At 39.6% G+C, this 15,053-nt stretch carries 16 protein-coding genes and 1 tRNA gene; 8 read left to right on the top strand and 9 right to left on the bottom strand.

Annotated features, from left to right (window positions below; genetic code table 11):
• Window positions 1-14 precede the first annotated feature (14 nt).
• The gene (gene seqA / locus NH454_RS08250) at window positions 15-611 is read right to left on the bottom strand and encodes a replication initiation negative regulator SeqA (RefSeq protein ID WP_135924407.1); all 597 of its coding nucleotides are present in this window, start codon (window positions 609-611) and stop codon (window positions 15-17) included.
• Window positions 612-742: 131 nt separating this feature from the next.
• Between seqA and NH454_RS08245 the strand changes: the two genes are divergently transcribed.
• From NH454_RS08245 to fur, 5 genes are all read left to right on the top strand, one after another.
• On the top strand, window positions 743-1,507 hold the full coding sequence (locus tag NH454_RS08245; protein ID WP_199526542.1) for an alpha/beta fold hydrolase: 765 nt from the start codon (window positions 743-745) through the stop codon (window positions 1,505-1,507).
• Between the two features lie 98 nt (window positions 1,508-1,605).
• A complete protein-coding gene (locus NH454_RS08240; protein WP_062569139.1) occupies window positions 1,606-1,827 on the top strand; it encodes a DUF2788 domain-containing protein in 222 nt (73 codons plus the stop codon).
• Between the two features lie 2 nt (window positions 1,828-1,829).
• The gene (ybfE, locus tag NH454_RS08235) at window positions 1,830-2,108 is read left to right on the top strand and encodes a LexA regulated protein (protein ID WP_004586673.1); all 279 of its coding nucleotides are present in this window, start codon (window positions 1,830-1,832) and stop codon (window positions 2,106-2,108) included.
• Window positions 2,109-2,122: 14 nt separating this feature from the next.
• Complete coding sequence (gene fldA, locus NH454_RS08230; protein WP_135924405.1) at window positions 2,123-2,650, top strand: flavodoxin FldA; 528 nt, start codon at window positions 2,123-2,125, stop codon at window positions 2,648-2,650.
• Window positions 2,651-2,839: 189 nt separating this feature from the next.
• Window positions 2,840-3,283 carry a ferric iron uptake transcriptional regulator gene (gene fur, locus NH454_RS08225; protein ID WP_135924404.1) on the top strand — a complete coding sequence of 148 codons (444 nt, stop codon included), beginning with the start codon at window positions 2,840-2,842 and terminating at the stop codon, window positions 3,281-3,283.
• 67 nt (window positions 3,284-3,350) lie between these two features.
• Here the strand turns inward: fur and NH454_RS08220 are convergent, their stop codons facing one another.
• The 7 genes from NH454_RS08220 to NH454_RS08190 all read right to left on the bottom strand — a co-directional run bounded on the left by NH454_RS08220 (window position 3,351) and on the right by NH454_RS08190 (window position 8,578).
• A complete protein-coding gene (locus tag NH454_RS08220; protein ID WP_135924403.1) occupies window positions 3,351-3,968 on the bottom strand; it encodes an FKBP-type peptidyl-prolyl cis-trans isomerase in 618 nt (205 codons plus the stop codon).
• Window positions 3,969-4,040: 72 nt separating this feature from the next.
• Window positions 4,041-4,439 (bottom strand): hypothetical protein, encoded by a 399-nt coding sequence (locus NH454_RS08215; protein WP_235382165.1) that lies wholly within the window; start codon window positions 4,437-4,439, stop codon window positions 4,041-4,043.
• 52 nt (window positions 4,440-4,491) lie between these two features.
• Window positions 4,492-4,582, bottom strand: a tRNA-Ser gene (locus NH454_RS08210).
• Between the two features lie 74 nt (window positions 4,583-4,656).
• A complete protein-coding gene (locus NH454_RS08205; RefSeq protein WP_135924401.1) occupies window positions 4,657-5,034 on the bottom strand; it encodes a hypothetical protein in 378 nt (125 codons plus the stop codon).
• A 198-nt stretch (window positions 5,035-5,232) separates the two neighbouring features.
• Window positions 5,233-5,781 (bottom strand): NAD(P)H nitroreductase, encoded by a 549-nt coding sequence (locus tag NH454_RS08200; RefSeq protein WP_235382166.1) that lies wholly within the window; start codon window positions 5,779-5,781, stop codon window positions 5,233-5,235.
• 63 nt (window positions 5,782-5,844) lie between these two features.
• Entirely contained in the window at window positions 5,845-6,555 is a 711-nt protein-coding gene (locus NH454_RS08195; RefSeq protein ID WP_235382167.1) for a DoxX family protein, read from the bottom strand.
• A gap of 61 nt (window positions 6,556-6,616) precedes the next feature.
• Window positions 6,617-8,578 (bottom strand): NADPH-dependent 2,4-dienoyl-CoA reductase, encoded by a 1,962-nt coding sequence (locus NH454_RS08190; protein ID WP_135924398.1) that lies wholly within the window; start codon window positions 8,576-8,578, stop codon window positions 6,617-6,619.
• 198 nt (window positions 8,579-8,776) lie between these two features.
• On the opposite strand from NH454_RS08190, the gene sppA reads away from it, so the two are divergent.
• Together sppA and ansA are read left to right on the top strand one after the other, a co-directional pair.
• A complete protein-coding gene (gene sppA, locus NH454_RS08185; RefSeq protein WP_253038688.1) occupies window positions 8,777-10,642 on the top strand; it encodes a signal peptide peptidase SppA in 1,866 nt (621 codons plus the stop codon).
• A gap of 59 nt (window positions 10,643-10,701) precedes the next feature.
• Window positions 10,702-11,712: an asparaginase gene (gene ansA / locus NH454_RS08180; RefSeq protein ID WP_135924396.1), complete on the top strand. Its 1,011-nt coding sequence runs from the start codon at window positions 10,702-10,704 to the stop codon at window positions 11,710-11,712.
• 40 nt (window positions 11,713-11,752) lie between these two features.
• Here the strand turns inward: ansA and gndA are convergent, their stop codons facing one another.
• Window positions 11,753-13,126, bottom strand: a complete 1,374-nt coding sequence (gndA, locus tag NH454_RS08175; protein WP_054553937.1) for an NADP-dependent phosphogluconate dehydrogenase — start codon at window positions 13,124-13,126, stop codon at window positions 11,753-11,755.
• Between the two features lie 425 nt (window positions 13,127-13,551).
• Between gndA and pyk the strand changes: the two genes are divergently transcribed.
• Window positions 13,552-14,985 carry a pyruvate kinase gene (gene pyk / locus NH454_RS08170; protein ID WP_135924395.1) on the top strand — a complete coding sequence of 478 codons (1,434 nt, stop codon included), beginning with the start codon at window positions 13,552-13,554 and terminating at the stop codon, window positions 14,983-14,985.
• The last annotated feature ends 68 nt before the right edge of the window (window positions 14,986-15,053 follow it).

The following is a 15,053-nucleotide window of genomic DNA, read 5'->3' as shown; positions in this document are numbered from 1 at the left end:
TATTTCCTTACCTATTATAAGTAATCACGAATTTTTTCTGCTTCGTCCGCACTATAGCCTAGGCTTAAGGCCACTTCATGAAGCATCATTTTTTTTCTGGTTGTATTTGAGTTAGTCATCACCCAATACTCTGTATCGGTGATATTTTTTGGATTCATACTACTGCCACTTTCAAGCAACGCCTCTTTACTTGTTGCAAAATAGACGCGGTCACGGCCTTTAATTTCTAGAACGTTCGCAAAATCTGCTTTGTGTGTTCTGTAAAGCGCTGCCAAGATAAATAAGAAACGACCAACAACACCTTTTTGCATTGCCAGTTCTTCTTTGTTTAACACATTAAACACATTACCTTTGACTTGTTGCGCTGTTGTGACAGTTTCGACTTGTTCAGGTTCATCGTGTTTAGGAGCTGGTTCTTGCTCTATTGCTTGTTCAGGTTCAACAACTGGAGATTCTTGTTCAGTTTTGCTAGTTGCTGTTTCAACGGGCGCTAAGGTGCCATCAGAAAGGTTTAATAAACGACGTAAAATAGTGGAAGCGCTCTCACCAATACTTTGCGTGTTGCTAGCTATGTATTGATATAACTCGTCGTCTATGTCAATTTTTTTCATGTTATTCCTGTCTTTACGGGTCACATTATAAAAGTTCTCGATGATTATACCTAAGCTCGCAGTAATTCTCTATGTTTTGCAATTTGTTATTTCGCTAGGCAAAATACTGCCATTAAAATTAGGAGTTGAAAATGCTATTAAACTACCAACAAATGGGTCAAGGTTCAGACGTTGTGTTGATCCATGGTTTGTTTGGCTCGCTAGAAAACCTCAATGTAATCGCAAAAGCCTTAGCTGAAAATTACCGCGTAACGAATATCGATTTACGAAATCATGGTAAATCATTCCACAGCGATACCATGAATTACCATGCTATGGCTCAAGATGTCAGTGAGTTACTTGAACACTTGAACATTAATAAAGCTCACATCATTGGTCATTCAATGGGTGGTAAAGTTGCTATGCAATTAGCCCTTAATCACCCAGCGCTAATCAATAAACTAGTGGTGTTAGATATCTCTCCTGTTGCTAATAACCCTCGTCATAGTGCTATTTTCGCAGGCCTGAATGAAGTAGCCGAGTCAAATGTTGCTGACAGGAAAGCCGCTGATGAAGTCCTTGCAAAACACATAGATGAAGTCGGTGTACGCCAGTTTTTATTAAAGAGCTTTGCTAAAAACGATCAAGGCCACTACCAATGGCGCTTTAATTTAGCGGTTATATATCAGCAATATGAAAATATTTTAGCTCAAGTTGATGAAAATGATTCTTGTTTATGTGATACTTTGTTCATCAAAGGTAATGATTCAGACTACATCTTAGCTGAGCACCGCCCTGCAATTATGGCGTTATTTCCTAATGCTAAAGCAAAAATAATTCATGGCGCTGGTCATTGGTTACACGCACAAAAACCGCTTGCCGTAAATAAAGCAATTAGCGATTTTTTAGCCACATAAAAGACAGATAAATTTCGCTGTTTTTGATCGTGCGCACTAAATTATTATGAATTTGTGTGGTATAGTACGCGCCGTTTATTTTGAAGGTTTATACGTTGATGGTCAGTCAGTTAATTAACGAATTTGATACCTTAGGGTTGTATTTTGGCTTAGCCGGCATTTTCTTTTTTATTGGAATGGCAATTCAAGACGTCCTTAAAAAAGGTGATGTACCAAAATTTGGCCGATACATCGTTTGGTTAGTGCTATTCTTAGGCTGTTCTGGGTTTATAGCTAAAGGTCTTATTCAAGTCTTTTGGCAAGGCGCAGGTGTGGGCTAGATATGGCAAAATCAGAAACAGATAGAACAACACCCGATTTATTTGAATACGAGAAACGTCCAGGTAGACCTAAAACAAATCCCCTACCTCGCGACATGCAATTAAAAGTAAATAAACGTAATCAAATAAAGCGAGATAAAGCACGTGGTTTAAAGCGTGTAGAATTTAAGGTTTCATCACAGTTATATCAGGCATTAAGCGATATGGCAGATGCGCAGAATATTAGCCGTAGCGCGTTGATTGAAACAATTTTACAAGAAAGATTGGCTATTGATAGATAGAAGGTTTTAAATCCATGTCAAGCGTAGGTATTTTTTTCGGAAGCGACACAGGTAATACTGAACACGTAGCTAAAATGATTCAAAAAGAATTAGGTAAAAAGCTAGTCGCGGTTCATGACATTGCAAAAAGTTCTAAAGAAGAGATTGCTGAATTCGATTTATTGTTATTCGGTATTCCAACTTGGTACTACGGTGAAGCGCAATGTGACTGGGATGATTTTTTCCCTGAATTAGAAGAAGTAGACTTCGAAGGTAAACTGGTTGCAATTTTCGGTTGTGGTGACCAAGAAGACTATGCTGAATACTTTTTAGATGCAATGGGTATGATCAATGACATCGTTACTGAGCGTGGCGCGATTGTAGTAGGTCACTGGTCAACTGATGGCTATGACTTCGAAGCATCAAAAGCATTAATTGATGACAAAACCTTTGTTGGCTTAGGGATTGACGAAGATCGTCAACCTGAACTGACAGAGCAACGTGTAAAAGACTGGTGCGCTCAAGTTTATGAAGAGATGTGTTTAGCGGAACTTGCTGATTAATAACAAGTACTACTCGCATTTACTAGCTGATGTAAAGATGCACAACCAGTTCGTTTTCGTCTAAAAAAACAGCAATCAAACGAATTGTTCTTTGCACTTAGTAACTAGGCACGTTATTCTAACAGTTGCTAATGTGTCGTGTGCATCTTAATGATGCCTAGTATAACTAAATAAATTGAGACAGATTGAATGACTGATCACAACTTGGAACTAAAAAAAGCAGGGTTAAAAGTAACTTTGCCGCGTATTAAAATTTTAGAGATTCTACAATCTCCAGACAATCAACACATCAGCGCTGAAGATGTCTATAAAATTCTATTAGACAAAGGCGAAGAGATTGGTCTTGCAACTGTCTACCGTGTACTTAACCAATTTGATGATGCAGGTATTGTATCTCGCCACCACTTCGAAGGCGGCAAGTCAGTATTTGAATTATCAGGTAGCACTCACCATGACCACCTCGTTTGTCTTAAATGCGGCAAGGTTGTTGAATTTGAAGATGATTTAATCGAACGTCGTCAAGAAGAGATTGCTACAGAAAATGGCATTAAATTAACTAACCACTCTCTTTACCTTTATGGTGAGTGTGAGGACAAAGTTAAGTGTAAAGAATACGCTGAGTCAAATAGCTAATTAGCTGTTTATTTCAGACATAAAAAAACCTGCTTAAAGCAGGTTTTTTTATACCTATTAAAATCAATTAGATGATTTCTAATAGCTCAACATCAAAGATTAGTGTTGAGAAAGGTGCGATTGCAGCACCAGCACCACGCTCACCATAAGCAAGCTCATGCGGTACGTATAAACGCCATTTTGAACCAGTACCCATCATTTGTACTGCTTCAGTCCAACCTTTGATAACACCACCCACTGGGAATTCAGCTGGTTGACCACGCTCATAAGAGCTATCAAATACCGTACCATTGATAAGTGTACCATGGTAATGCGCACGAATTGTTGAATCTACAGTTGGTTTCTCACCATTGCCTTCAGTAAGCACTTCGTATTGAAGACCTGACTCAGTTACTGTTACTTCAGGACGTTTTGCATTTTCTTCTAAGAAGGCAATACCTTCAGCAGCAAGTACTTTAGCTTCTTCTTCGCGGCGAGCTTGGATTTCAGCATTGATCTTTTCAAAGGCAGCTTGAATTGCTGGGATTTCAACTTGGAAATCGTTACCAGTGTATGCGTCTTTCATACCTTCAAATACAGAGTTTAAGTTTAAACCTTCAAAAGGGTTTGCTTTTAATTGCTCACCCATTTGTAAACCAATACCGTAACTTGCTTTTTCAGCGTCTGTTGTAAAATTATCTGACATGTTTAAATTCACGTTTATTTAGTTAAAAGACGTGCCCATACTAACATAAAAAAACAACGAATATCGCTTAGTTTATTGCGTTTGCTCAGTGTTTAAACTAATTCGTTGCTTTATTTTCTCAATGACTAATGTTGCAACCGGTAAACTTATCACCATAGCAAAAATAAAATATGTATCTTTTAAACTCGCCTGCCCCATTAATATTAAAGGCACTACAACAAGCCCAACTACAGCGATAAATATTGCCGCAATAACAGGCCAATGTTTGTCGTACTTACCAATTAAATGACCTACGAGTACATTGAAACCAATGCCATACGCAATTGAGGATAACAATCCGTAATCTGGTTGTGCATCATGAGCCATAGCAACAAGTACATTAATGCCACTATGATAAAAATAAGAGAAGATACACCAAAGTAAAACATGCTTTATCATTCTTATAGGCGTAGAAGGTGTGCTTGCTGACATTATTTATCTCCAGATAGCAAAAAACCGCCCTGTAGGCGGTTTTTTTAAATAATGGTGGAGAGATAGGGATTTGAACCCTAGAGGGGCTACAAACCCCTGCCGGTTTTCAAGACCGGTGCATTCGACCACTCTGCCATCTCTCCGTACGGCGCGCATAATATTAGTTACCGTGGTCGATGTAAAGCCTTAATTGTAAAAAAACAATAAAAACTCATATTTAGTAATACTGTTTAGGTCGACGTGCAATCATTGAGCAGACAAAACAGACAATTAAACTGATAAGAGCAAACCCTGCCCCCTGAACAATAACGTCTATTTTGTTTAAATTGTTATTCGGTACTATCACTAATAAAAATGCGGGTAAGCAGGTTAAGGTCAATACATAACAACAAACTTTAAAAGCGCGACCAAAATCAAACCGCTTAGTACTGTGCATCCACCACGTAAGTAACAACAAAAACCCAATAGCAGATAAGCCTAGAAATTGTGGCGCTCTAGTTGAGATAGCCACAAAGAAAGTGACGGCAGCACCTATAATGCCCCATATTGACCAAGCGAACCAATTTTCTTTTTCTCGTAAAAATAAGTTTCCCATTGTCCTCGTCTTCTTTATCGTTATTTTTTAAGACTATCCCTACGTTAACAAAAAACAACCGATTAAAAAACACACTGAAGAATAATTATTTTGTTTTTTGCATCCTAATAATTCTTACACTGCAGCCTAAATTAATTAAACTAACACATGCAAGCTTAATAGCATCTGACTGCATAAATATAAAAAAGTTCCTAATTTTTAAAGTCTCTCAAAAAAAGTATCTGGTTTATGCCTAATAGGCTTTTTAATATCAACTTCAGGAGTACCTAAATATAAGAAGCCAACTATCTCGTCATCAATTTTACAATTTAAAGCTTTTTTGACTGATTCACTTTGAGCAAAATAGCCTGTGCGCCAGATCCCACCTAATCCTTGGGCAAAAGCGGCCTGCTGCATGGCAAGCACTGCACAACCAGCACTTTGAACTTGTTCAATACGTGGCACTTTAGGGTTTTCTTTTACATCAGCAATTGCAATGATAATCATAGGCGCACGAAGTGGTAGTTCTTTTGCACGATTAACCGTGCGCTCATCTTGATGTTCAGCAACTGCAGCTTGATGATAAATATCACCTAATGCATGCCGAGCATCGCCTTCAACAACAATAAAACGCCAAGGAGCAAGGCAACCATGATCCGGTACTTTTATTGCAGCTCTTTGAATAATCTCAAGCTGTTCTTCTGATGGACCCGGAGCAATAAGACGTGGATCTGATTGTCGAGTTTGTAAAAGAGTTAAAGCGTCCATTTAATTCCTATTAAAACATTAATACAGCGCCTCATTTTATAAAGGCATTAAAGTTCTAGCTTATCATTTATATTCACTTGCAATAAAGAGCTTAGTGCGATTTCTAACAAGCCAATAATCGAGGCTAAAATAGCGACCTCCCCCCGAAAAAAATAAGCTCAGTAGCATCACGAAATAGATCGCTGAAAACTCAATACCATTATTTAAAATCACAGGTTTCCCTTTAGCATACAGGTATTCCGTATAACCATGAGTCTCTAATAACTCGCGCATTTTAGATAGTCTCTCACCCGCTTCTTTTGAATTAATCAAACTGGCTTCACTTGCAGGAATTGCAAGCCAACTGAGGACTCTTGCAGGGCTGGTACTCGCATCTGTTGGGGTAACAGCAAACCAGCCATTACTTGCGTGCACAGTCGTTGCAGCAACAAGCATAGTTATCATTAAGGGGATTGCTACTAAACGTGTGAACAGACCTAATAACAGCAAAATGCCGCCTAAAAACTCTGTCCATGCTGCTAAAAAGGCCAGTACAGAGGGCATTGGTAGGCCTAACCCCCATTCACTATTGCCAAACCAAGCGACGATATCATCAGAGGGTAAAAAGTATTGATAAAAATGGGTAACATCACCGCTTAAGGCAAGTTTATTAAAGCCGGCAATAATCATCACTGGGGCTAATATTAAGCGAATAAATAGGCTGGGTAGTCCATCTAAAAACTGAAGTTTAGTTAAGATGCGTTGGTAAAGAGGTAATAAGTGTGTGATCAACATTGCGGTCTCGTGACTAATTAGATTAATCACACAGACCGCGGGTTTTCTAGTTTACTTTCAATTAAATTTTACGAGCGACTTGTAGCGCTTCAAAAATCGCACGTTTCGCATCAATAGCGGCAGCTAGTTTGGCTCCACCAATAACGTGAACTTTGGCGTTTTCTGTTTGTTTTTCGAATGTTTCTGTATTTGAAACCTGACCAATACAAGCAATCACAGTATCAACATCTAAGATTTGCTCTTCACCTTTAACAGTAATTTTCAAACCTTGGTTGTCAAAGCTAAGGTACTGACACTCAGCAATTTGTTTTACACCATGCTGTTTAGCAACTTGACGATGGATCCAACCCGTTGTTTTACCCAGTTCACTACCAAAACGCCCTGCACTTCGCTTAAGCATGTATATTTGGCGGTTATCTTTTTCAGGTGCAGCTTCACATTCAATACCCCATTGAGTTTTGAATTGCTCAATAGTCTGCCCTTTGTGTTCACTTAAAAAGGCAACCATATCAAAACCAATACCGCCGGCACCTAGAATCGCTATTTTGTTACCTAGCTCTACCTCACCGCGGATCACTTCATCATAGGCAAACACACGCTTGCCATCGTTACATTCAATTTTTGCTTCACGAGGTCTTACACCTGTTGCAAACACAACATCATCGTATTGGTTTAGCATGTTTTCTGTAAATTCAGTGCCTAGCTTTAAATCAACATTTAAGCGTTTTAACTCATTAGTAAAGTAATTAAGAGTATGGTTAAAGTCTTCCTTACCAGGTACTTGCATTGCTAAATTAAATTGACCGCCCATCTGCTCTTTACGCTCAATTAGAGTCACTTTATGACCTTTTTCTGCTAAATAGCAACTAGCAGCCAGACCAGCGGGGCCTGCACCAACAACAAGCACTAAACGAGAAGATGACGCTTTTTCAAGGCTATAGTCTAATTCAAAAGCAGCCTGTGGGTTAACTAAGCAAGTCGCACGTTTGTTTTTAAATACATGGTCTAAACAACCCTGATTACAGCCAATACAGATATTGATTTGCTCTGACTTGTTATTTACGTATTTATTAAAAAACTCAGGATCAGCTAATAAAGGACGCGCCATCGAAATTAGATCAGACTCACCCGCCTCTAAAATACCATTGGCTATTTCAGGTGTATTAATGCGGTTTACTGCGATTACCGGTACCGATACTGTATCTTTTAAACGTTTTGATGCCTCTTTAAAGGCACCCGGTGGTACCATGCTCGCTATTGTTGGAACACGTGCTTCGTGCCAACCAATCCCCGTGTTAAAGATGTCAACACCCGCTTTTTCAAGTGCAAGCGCTTGCTGTTTAACTTCTTCAGGTGTCGAGCCGTTTGGGATCAGATCCATTACAGATAAGCGAAATACAATAATAAATTTTTCACTTACTTTAGCGCGTACAGCTTTTACAATATCAATAGCTAAACGCATACGATTTTCAAGGCTACCTCCATAACTATCCGTACGTTTATTAGTATGGTTAGCCATGAACTCATTAATCAAATAGCCTTCAGACCCCATTATTTCAACACCATCGTAACCTGCTTTTTCAGCTAGTTTTGCTGAGTTTGCAAAGTCTTTAATAGTCTTTTTAATTGAGCCTAACGACATTTCTTTAGGTTTATAAGGATTAATAGGTGCTTGAATAGCACTTGGTGCTTGATTAAATGGATGATATGCATAACGGCCAGCATGTAATAATTGTAAGCAAATTTTTCCGCCATGTTGATGCACTGCATCCGTATATGCGCGATGTTTAATCACATCATAAAACGAGTTAAACGTTGAGGCGAAAGGCGATAGCTTACCTCGTAAATTTGGACTGTAACCACCAGTTATAATTAATCCAGTGCCACCCTTTGCACGTGCTTCATAAAATGCGCGCAAGCGTTTACGGTTGTGCCATCCCTCTTCTAAGCCGGTATGCATTGATCCCATAACCAAACGGTTACGAAGTTCGGTATGCTGTAATTGTAATTTTTGTTCTAACATTGTGTGCCCCGTTAACTGGTCGAACCTCTACTTGAAATAGATTCTGCGGTAATAACTTAGAATAATCAACTTTTCGCTAGTAAATATTCTGTAGCAAATTGTCTTTTTAAACACTCTGTTACTATTTAACAGTTAAATTTAAAGTTAATCTAAGCTAAGATGAGTCATTACAAAGCTGTATTGAATTAAGGATTTATTTTGCTAGCAAAGATATTTAAAGGCATTTGGACTGGGATTAACTTCTCCCGCCGTTTAGTCCTAAACATTTTATTTTTATTACTAGTAATACTCTTTTTCGTTGCAATAACAGGTGAAGAAGACAAAGTAAAAGTAGCAGACGGAACTGTGTTGCGCCTCAACTTAAATGGCCCAATAGTTGAAGAAAAAACTTACGTTGATCCTGTAGAAGCTGCGATTAATGACGCAACTATGGGTAAAGAAGCACCATCAGAAATTTTACTTGATGATGTAATCGAAGTTATCAACGAAGCAACCAATGATGATCGCATCACTGTAATGCTACTTGACCTACAAAAAATGCCTAGTGCACACATCAATAAGCTTAAGCAAATTACTAAAGCTATCGATGAGTTTAAAGCGGCTGGTAAACAAGTCATTGCTACAGGCTATTATTACACTCAAGCACAATATTATATTGCAGCTCATGCTGACGAAATCTCAATGCATCCATACGGTGGTGTGAGTATCGAAGGCTATGGCATGTTCCCTCTTTACTTTAAAGAAGCATTAGAAAAGCTAAAAGTAACACAGCATATTTTCCGTGTTGGTACTTATAAATCAGCAGTCGAGCCATTTATTCGCAACGACATGTCTGATGCAGCTAAAGAAGCGAACAGCGTTTGGTTAACAGCACTTTGGAAAGAATATAAAACAGATGTTGCTGCAAGCCGCCCATTCGATGAAAGCAATTTTGATGAAGATATGGATGTGTACTTAGCTAAAATGCAGGCCGTTGACGGTAACTCTGGTCAGTACGCTTTGAACAATCAGTGGGTTGATTCTTTAAAAACATCACAGCAAATTCGCCAGCAACTGATTGAATTAGTCGGTGCAGAAGAAACCGGTAAAACCTTTAAGCAAGTCAGTTTCCGTGAATATCTATCATTGGTAAAACCACCTGTTGAATTTGACAACCCAATCACTGAAAAAGTAGCGGTTGTTGTTGCTAAAGGCACTATTGTCGATGGCGAACGTAAAGCCGGTGAAATCGGTGGTGATTCTACAGCTGCCCTACTTCGTAAAGCTCGTTTAGATGACAAAGTAAAAGCAGTGGTATTACGTATAGATTCAGGCGGCGGCAGTATGTTCGCATCTGAAGTTATTCGAGCTGAAGTTTTAGCTCTGAAGGCTGCTGGTAAACCGGTTATTGCTTCTATGAGCTCGGTGGCAGCATCGGGTGGTTACTGGATTGCCTCTGCCGCCAATGAAATTTGGGCTGCACCTAGCACAATTACAGGTTCAATTGGTGTGTTTGGTACGTTCATGACATTTGAAAATACTATGGCTGAACTGGGTATTTATTCAGATGGTGTTGCGACAACAGATCTTGCAGGCTTCTCAATTGCGCGACCGCTTGATGAGAAAATGGCAGATATTATCCAACTAAGTGTTGAAAATGCATATAAACGCTTTTTAGATGTTGTGGCTGAAGCGCGCAATATGACACCTGAACAAGTAGATAAAATTGCTCAAGGTCGTGTATGGATTGCAACACAAGCAAAAGAGCTTGGTTTAGTTGATAAACTGGGTGACAAGCAAGATGCAATTGAAGCTGCCGCTGAACTAGCTAAACTTAAGCATTATGATGTTAAAACCATCAAACAATCGCTTACACTGCAAGAGCAAATGCTTCAAGATATCTTTGGTACAGCAGCAGTTAAAAGCTTCTTTGCTAAGTCTGATTCATCACAATCAGTATTGGCTACACAAGCTAATTTACAGAGCCTGATCAAGCAACTAAGTAGTGAAATTGACAATCTTAAAGATTACAACGATCCACAAGGCGTATACGCTCGTTGTTTGGTGTGTAATGTAATTCAATAAGTTACTTAGCAATTCAATTTTAGGTATACTAGGCCCAGTTATTTAACTGGGCCTTTTTTATGAAACGTAAACGTATATATATCGCCTACACAGGTGGTACCATCGGGATGAAAAAATCGAGCCGAGGCTATGTACCGGCTGAAGGTTTTTTAACCGAAACTGTGGTCAATAATGCAGAATTTAATCGTGACGAAATGCCTTTGTTTGATATTCACGAATATTGTCCACTGATTGATTCTTCAGATATGTCACCTGCCCACTGGCAACTAATTGCTGACGATATTAAGAGTAAATACCAAGACTATGATGGCTTTGTGGTTCTGCACGGTACAGATACTATGGCTTATACCGCTTCTGCCCTGTCATTTATGTTTGAGAACCTGACAAAACCTGTAATTGTCACAGGCTCGCAAATTCCGCTTTCGCAGCTTCGTTCTGATGGCCAAGTCAACTTACTCAATGCAATGTATTTAGCAGCTAATTACCCAATTGCAGAAGTAAGCCTATTCTTTAATAACCAATTATTCCGTGGTAACCGTGCAACAAAAGCCCATGCTGATGGCTTTGATGCATTTGCCTCTCCGAATCTTGAACCTTTAGCATTGTCAGGAATTAATATTCAACTTATCAAAGGCCAGCTAAGTCCTTACGTTGATAATGCACTGCAAGTTTCCAATATTACACCACAGCCTATTGGTGTACTTTACTTATATCCGGGTATCAGCCCTGAAGTGGTAAAAAGTTTAGTAAACGACAATATAAAGGCCTTGGTACTCTTGAGTTTTGGTGTGGGTAATGCGCCACAAGACTCTGCATTTATAGATATTCTGAATGATGCAAGTAAGCGCGGTATGGTGATTGTTAATTTAACGCAATGTTTAAAAGGCCAAGTGAATATGGGCGGCTATGCCACAGGGAATGCTTTGCTTAATTGCGGTGTTATTAGCGGCTATGATATGACATTAGAAGCCTGTTTGACCAAGTTGCACTACTTATTTAGTCAAAAACTTGAAGTAGAAACAATTCGACACTTGATGCAAGATAACCTTCGCGGCGAGTTAAGCCGTTAAAAAAAGGCACCAATTGGTGCCTTTTTTCGTTTTTTGATGATTAACGAACTTTTTCGTCAATCTCAACTAAGTCAGTTAAATGGCATATTTCACCGCTGTGGGTTTTAATACCATGTTCACCAAAGTAATCTCGTTGTGCTTGCACAAGGTGACCATTGCTTGGTGTTGTTAACGTCGCAATGTAAGTTTGCGTTGCTGTTAATACAGGGAAAGCAAGACCAGAAGCAACCGCTGCACCTGTCACTTTACGTAAAGCTGCTGACTCACGCTGCATAGAATCAATAAATTCTACACCTTCAGCAACGTTGTCTAAGTAATCAGCACGGATAATACAGCCTGCGCGCCATGTTTGTAGCGTTTTAGAAAGATCAACTTTCCACTGATGAGCGCGTGATGCACCTTTGATAAGTGCTAAACCTTGACGATAAGCAAGTAAACTTGCCAGAGTGAATGCATCTTTTAGCTCAGCTAAGTCTAAATCAACTGTGTCAGTTGCTTTAGCAGCGTAAGTCATTTCTTTAGCAGCATGCGTATCACAAGTATTTGTTAAGTGACGTGCTTGAACAGCTGCCACTAATGATGGTACAGCAATACCAAGCTCTAGCGCATTTTGCGCAGTCCATAAACCAGTGCCTTTAGCGCCAACCTTGTTGTCGATTAAATCAACTAGCGGTTCACCTTCTGTTGTTTCGAGGCTCAAGATATGGCTTGAGATTGACAGTAAGTAGCTATTTAATGTGCCTTCAGACCATTCATTGAAAATGTCAGCCACTTCTTTTGGTGAACGATTAGTACCTAAACGTAATAGTTGATACATTTCTGCAATTAATTGCATTAACGCATATTCGATACCGTTATGAACCATTTTCACAAAGTGACCACTTGCAGATTGGCCAACACGGGCAAAGCATGACTCACCTTTATAGCTTGCAGCTACTTTTTCAAACCACGGCTCAACACGCTCCCAGCCGCCTTCTGAACCACTTGCCATCATAGCTGGGCCGTGACGAGCACCTTCGGCACCGCCAGAAATACCCATAGTGGCAAATTCAAATTTGTTTTGATATTTAAGTTTACGGCTTATGCCGTCTTTATAGTTACTATTGCCGCAATCTACGATAATGTCATCACAGTCAACGCCTGCTTCTGCAAGCTCTGTACATACTTTATCAACCAATTCACCAGCAGGAACTAAAAGTAGAATCGAACGAGGCGGCTCTAAGCGTCTAACCATATCATTTAAATCAGACACAATATGTAAACGGTCTGCCAAACCTAGTGCTTTCGCACAGCTTAGTAACTCGGCACCCGCATCTGGGTTTTTATCATAAGCTACTAATGTCAGCCCTTTTTCAATCAGGTTGAGGGCAAGATTTTTACCCATAACGCCTAACCCTACTAATGCAACTTGCATTTAGTGTCCTCCTCGGTAACAACTATTGGTTAGTTAATCAAAATAAATACGCGCGCATTATACCCAAGCAGCCCAAAAATGCGAGCTTCCGAGCTAACTTGCTATAAATCTATAAAAGGCACGCAGCAAGCTGGGGTTAGTATATCAAATTAATAAGGGCATCGGACCAGATTTTTATAATACCCTTTAAAAAGGTATGTGTATTGACGCTACCTGACACCGGTGTCATAATAGCGTCATTAATGCTTTGTAAACTCTGTATTTAATACTAAGAGCCAGATACTCATACGTAAAAACAATGATTTTTTACTTATGAATTCTGCATTAAGCTTAATTTGATTCATTTATATGCTATTAAATAAGCACAACATTTTAATAGATAACCATCAATTCGCTTAATATTTTTAAGCGCACAGGAGAATTTGATGCTAAGACGCACTAAAATTGTTGCGACACTTGGGCCGGCAACCGATCGCGATAACAACTTAGAAAAAATCATTCGTGCAGGTGCAAATGTGGTTCGTTTGAACTTCTCACACGGCGTAGCACAAGATCACAAAGACCGCGCACAAGCAGTTCGCGATATTGCAAAGCGTTTAGGCAAGCACATTGCAATTCTTGCTGATTTACAAGGTCCAAAAATCCGCGTATCTACGTTTAAAGACGGTAAAGTAAACTTAGCAGTTGGCGCTAAATTTACCTTAGATGCAAAAATGGAAAAAGGCCAAGGCGATGTAAATGCTGTAGGTATCGATTATAAAGAGTTACCAAACGATGTTAAATCAGGTGACTTACTGTTATTAAATGATGGCCTTATCCAACTGACTGTTGATAGCGTAGATGGTCATTTAGTTCACACCACAGTCACTGTGGGTGGTGTACTTTCTAACAATAAAGGTATCAACCGCTTAGGTGGTGGTCTTACGGCTCCGGCATTTACAGATAAAGACAAAGAAGATTTAATCACAGCCACAGAAATTGGTGTTGATTATATTGCAGTATCATTCCCACGTAGTGGCGATGACATGCGCTATGTTCGCTCATTAGCAGAAGCTGCTGGTTCTAACGCGCAGCTTCTTGCCAAAATCGAACGTGCAGAAGCTGTAGAAACAGTTGAAGCAGTTGATGATATCGTACTTGCTTCTGATGCTGTTATGGTTGCTCGTGGCGACCTTGGTGTTGAGATTGGTGATGCTGCCCTCGTTGGTAAACAAAAGCTAATTATTAGCCGCGCACGTTCACTAAACCGTACTGTGGTAACAGCAACGCAAATGATGGAATCAATGATTGATAACCCGATGCCAACACGCGCTGAGGTTATGGACGTTGCAAATGCAGTTCTAGATGGCACTGATGCAGTAATGTTATCTGCTGAAACAGCAGCTGGTGACTACCCTGAAGAAACCGTTGCTACTATGGCCCGCGTATGTTTAGGTGCTGAGTCTCAAAAAGAAACTCACGTTTCTAAGCACCGTTTAGACAGCCGCTTTTCATCTAATGCTGAATCAATTGCACTGTCTGCTATGTATGCAGCCAACCACCTTGATTCTGTAAAAGCGATTGTGACACTGACTGAATCAGGTAGCACAGCTAAGTTAATGTCGCGCATTAGCTCTGGCTTACCAATTTACTCATTATCACGTCACGCTAGCACTTTAGGTCAAACTGCATTGTATCGCGGTGTTTACCCTGTGTTTTTTGATTCAACTAAGTGTGAAGATGAAAATATGGTTCGCGAAGCACTCAATACATTAGTAGAACTTGGTTCTTTAAGCACCGGAGATACTGTGATTTTAACGCACGGTGATGCGATGGAAACTATTGGTGCTACCAATACAATGAAGATTGTGACAGTTTAAACTGTTGCAATCACTGATTAAAAAAAGGCGCATTGATTGCGCCTTTTTTTTCTTTAACTGATTATGAA

The organism is Pseudoalteromonas sp. Ps84H-4 (genome assembly GCF_024124645.1).
Lineage (GTDB): Bacteria > Pseudomonadota > Gammaproteobacteria > Enterobacterales > Alteromonadaceae > Pseudoalteromonas > Pseudoalteromonas lipolytica_C.
The sequence above is the reverse complement of the archived record's forward strand: the minus strand, read 5'-3'. Positions and strand labels throughout refer to the sequence as shown.

Coding starts and splice junctions, on each gene's coding strand:
- ansA (WP_135924396.1), top strand. CDS start 10,702: ATGAAACGTAAACGTATATATATCGCCTACACAGGTGGTACCATCGGG.
- NH454_RS08215 (WP_235382165.1), bottom strand. CDS start 4,439: ATGTCAGCAAGCACACCTTCTACGCCTATAAGAATGATAAAGCATGTT.
- NH454_RS08205 (WP_135924401.1), bottom strand. CDS start 5,034: ATGGGAAACTTATTTTTACGAGAAAAAGAAAATTGGTTCGCTTGGTCA.
- NH454_RS08190 (WP_135924398.1), bottom strand. CDS start 8,578: ATGTTAGAACAAAAATTACAATTACAGCATACCGAACTTCGTAACCGT.
- NH454_RS08220 (WP_135924403.1), bottom strand. CDS start 3,968: ATGTCAGATAATTTTACAACAGACGCTGAAAAAGCAAGTTACGGTATT.
- seqA (WP_135924407.1), bottom strand. CDS start 611: ATGAAAAAAATTGACATAGACGACGAGTTATATCAATACATAGCTAGC.
- NH454_RS08245 (WP_199526542.1), top strand. CDS start 743: ATGCTATTAAACTACCAACAAATGGGTCAAGGTTCAGACGTTGTGTTG.
- fldA (WP_135924405.1), top strand. CDS start 2,123: ATGTCAAGCGTAGGTATTTTTTTCGGAAGCGACACAGGTAATACTGAA.
- ybfE (WP_004586673.1), top strand. CDS start 1,830: ATGGCAAAATCAGAAACAGATAGAACAACACCCGATTTATTTGAATAC.
- NH454_RS08195 (WP_235382167.1), bottom strand. CDS start 6,555: ATGTTGATCACACACTTATTACCTCTTTACCAACGCATCTTAACTAAA.
- NH454_RS08240 (WP_062569139.1), top strand. CDS start 1,606: ATGGTCAGTCAGTTAATTAACGAATTTGATACCTTAGGGTTGTATTTT.
- gndA (WP_054553937.1), bottom strand. CDS start 13,126: ATGCAAGTTGCATTAGTAGGGTTAGGCGTTATGGGTAAAAATCTTGCC.
- pyk (WP_135924395.1), top strand. CDS start 13,552: ATGCTAAGACGCACTAAAATTGTTGCGACACTTGGGCCGGCAACCGAT.
- fur (WP_135924404.1), top strand. CDS start 2,840: ATGACTGATCACAACTTGGAACTAAAAAAAGCAGGGTTAAAAGTAACT.
- NH454_RS08200 (WP_235382166.1), bottom strand. CDS start 5,781: ATGGACGCTTTAACTCTTTTACAAACTCGACAATCAGATCCACGTCTT.